1 protein-coding gene and 1 pseudogene are annotated in these 2,586 nt (G+C 46.4%); both read left to right on the top strand.

Going from position 1 to position 2,586, the window contains the following annotated elements; genetic code table 11:
- Positions 1–175: 175 nt before the first annotated feature.
- A pseudogene (locus JWH17_RS23025) lies at positions 176–1,050 on the top strand (tyrosine-type recombinase/integrase).
- Positions 1,037–2,221 carry an IS91 family transposase gene (locus JWH17_RS23015; protein ID WP_205225046.1) on the top strand — a complete coding sequence of 395 codons (1,185 nt, stop codon included), beginning with the start codon at positions 1,037–1,039 and terminating at the stop codon, positions 2,219–2,221. The pseudogene JWH17_RS23025 and the gene JWH17_RS23015 overlap by 14 nt, the downstream one beginning before the upstream one ends.
- Positions 2,222–2,586: the final 365 nt, after the last annotated feature.

The raw sequence follows: 2,586 nt of genomic DNA, 5'->3' as shown, positions 1-2,586 counted from the left end.
AAGAACTGAACCGCTCCGCTATGCTCCGCAGAAAAACCAAAACCCCGCACCAGTAGTACTACCAATACCTCAGCTTACCCGGCACTTCTCTGTTAATCGTTTTTTCTCCCGCTGCCTTTTTGATAAATTGGAATAAGAAGTACCATTCATATTCATTTTATCAGGGAGGTAGATCATGCCTAATCCAATTAAGCAGAAATTCATCGACCACATGGAGCTTTACCAACTCAGTAAGCAAACGCAGAAAGGTTACATCAGCGGAGTCAGATGCCTGGCTAATCACTACAATACCTCACCGGAATATCTGAGTAACGATCAAGTCCGGGAATACTTTCGTCATCTACTGCTTGAGAAGAAACTGGCCCATTCATCATGCAAGGCCTATCTCGCCGGTATCACCTATTTCTACCGCCATATCTGTGGGAGGGAAGTCGATGATCGTTTTGGTTTACCACCGCGACCACAGGGAAGGAAACTACCAGCAGTACTGTCCATGGAAGAAGTCGGCAGGCTTCTTAACTGCATCGATAACCTCAAGCATAGAGTGCTGCTCAAGACCATCTACAGTGCCGGGCTCAGAGTCGGGGAAGCAATCCGCCTCAAGCCAGAACATATCGAGAGCGATCCATCCAGGATGGTGATCCGGGTTGAACAGGGTAAGGGGCGTAAAGACCGATATACGGTACTGTCTAAACATCTACTTCACGAACTGCGGGCCTATTGGGTTGAGTATTCCCCGAAGTACTGGCTGTTCCCAGGGCAGAAGCCCGGAACTCATCTCACGAGTGTGTCCGTATCTCAGATTCTGTATGATGCTAAAAAAAAATCGGTTTAACCAAAGAGTGCAGCCTCCATACCCTCCGCCACAGCTTCGCCACCCATCTCCTCTATAAGGGCTACGATCTCTATACCATCAGCCAACTGCTTGGCCACAATACCATAGAAACAACCACGATCTATCTGCATCTGGTTCCGGCCCGCTATGTCCAGCTCAAAAGTCCACTTGATCTGATGGACGAGCAACAGGAGGGCGAAGATGAAAGACAATAGTAGATCACCCGAACTCGCCGATATCTTGGCACAATATGGAAACCGGTACCGAAAGAAGAACATAATCACCGCTCAGCAGTACAAGGTGATGAAGCGTATTGAAATATGCCGCACAGCAGCACTCGGCGGACATATCGAAGCGTGTGACCACTGCGGTCATACGCAAAACGCATACAACTCTTGCCGGGACAGACACTGTCCCAAATGCCAGACAATGGTCAAGGAGAAATGGCTCAATGACAGAAAGTCAGAGTTGCTGCCCTGTTCCTATTTTCACAATGTCTTTACGTTACCACACGATCTCAATCCCCTTATCATGGGCAATAAACGCATCTTACTGGCTTTACTGTTTACTGCCGTTAAAGAAACCCTGCAGGTATTTGCCCGCGATCCACAGTGGCGCCTTGAAGGCCAACTTGGTTTTATCTCCGTGCTCCACACATGGAATCAGAAACTCTTGGATCACTATCATTTACACTGCATTATCCCGGCGGGAGCCCTCTCTTTTGACCGTAAAAAGTGGGTCAGCGCCAGAACAAAATATCTATTCAAGGTGCAGTCCCTGGCCAAGGAGTTTCAGAAGAGATATCTGGGTAAACTGGAAAAGATGTATCGTAAAAAACAGTTATCCCTCAATGGCAGGCTTACCGAGTATAGGGACGAGAAGCAATTTCAAGAGTTGCTCAAAGGGTTATGGGACAAGCAGTGGATTACTTATGCCAAACAGCCCTTCGGTGGACCAGAGCAGGTGCTTGAGTATCTTGGCCGTTACACGCACCGAGTAGCGATCACTAACAATCGGATTATTGCCATCGATAACGACCAGGTACGATTCAAGTATCGGGATCGCAGTGACGACAACAAAGAGAAAAAACTTACGCTCAGCGCTGATGAATTTATTCGCCGTTTTCTCTTACATGTGCTCCCAAACGGTTTTACCAAGATCCGTTATTATGGATTCCTGGCTCACGCCAACAAAAAAACCTGCATTGAGCTGATTCGTTCATTGATAGGTGGAACAACTATACACACAGAAAAGCAAGAAGAGAACATTCAGGAGATGATGCTTCGTTTAACCGGTATTGACATCTGCTGCTGCCCGCAATGCGGTAAAGGGAAGTTGGTGTATCTAGAGCCGATTGTCAGCTCAGATTATGACGATACCTCCTGAACAAAACTGATTTACTCCAGTATCGTGTAGTTATAGATAACCCGACAACGGCTCAAACAGGATAAGTGTGTCCTGACTTGGAGAAAAGGACAATCAAATGAATCTGGAAAATCGAGATGATATGTGCAGTAGAGAAATCTGTGAGAAAAAAGTCAATTTTAACTGTAAATGCCAAAATATCCGTTTTTCAAAGGTGACTCCAGAGCAAGTATCAGGGATCCAAAATCCCATACAATCCCCATAGCTCCACCCTTCCGGTTCTAATCCACTCCGCAGTTCAGTTCTTCAGGATTATCAATAATTGCAACACACTCCGAGGTAGACTGGAGGGCAATGGAATGCAACTATTGATAACCCTATTCTAT

This window comes from Desulfogranum marinum, from assembly GCF_016918565.1.
GTDB classification, from domain to species: domain Bacteria; phylum Desulfobacterota; class Desulfobulbia; order Desulfobulbales; family Desulfobulbaceae; genus Desulfogranum; species Desulfogranum marinum.
This window is presented reverse-complemented; position numbering and strand designations above follow the sequence as displayed.

What these genes read in the sequence shown, in the direction of transcription:
- JWH17_RS23015 (WP_205225046.1), top strand. Translation starts at nt 1,037, where the DNA reads ATGAAAGACAATAGTAGATCACCCGAACTCGCCGATATCTTGGCACAA.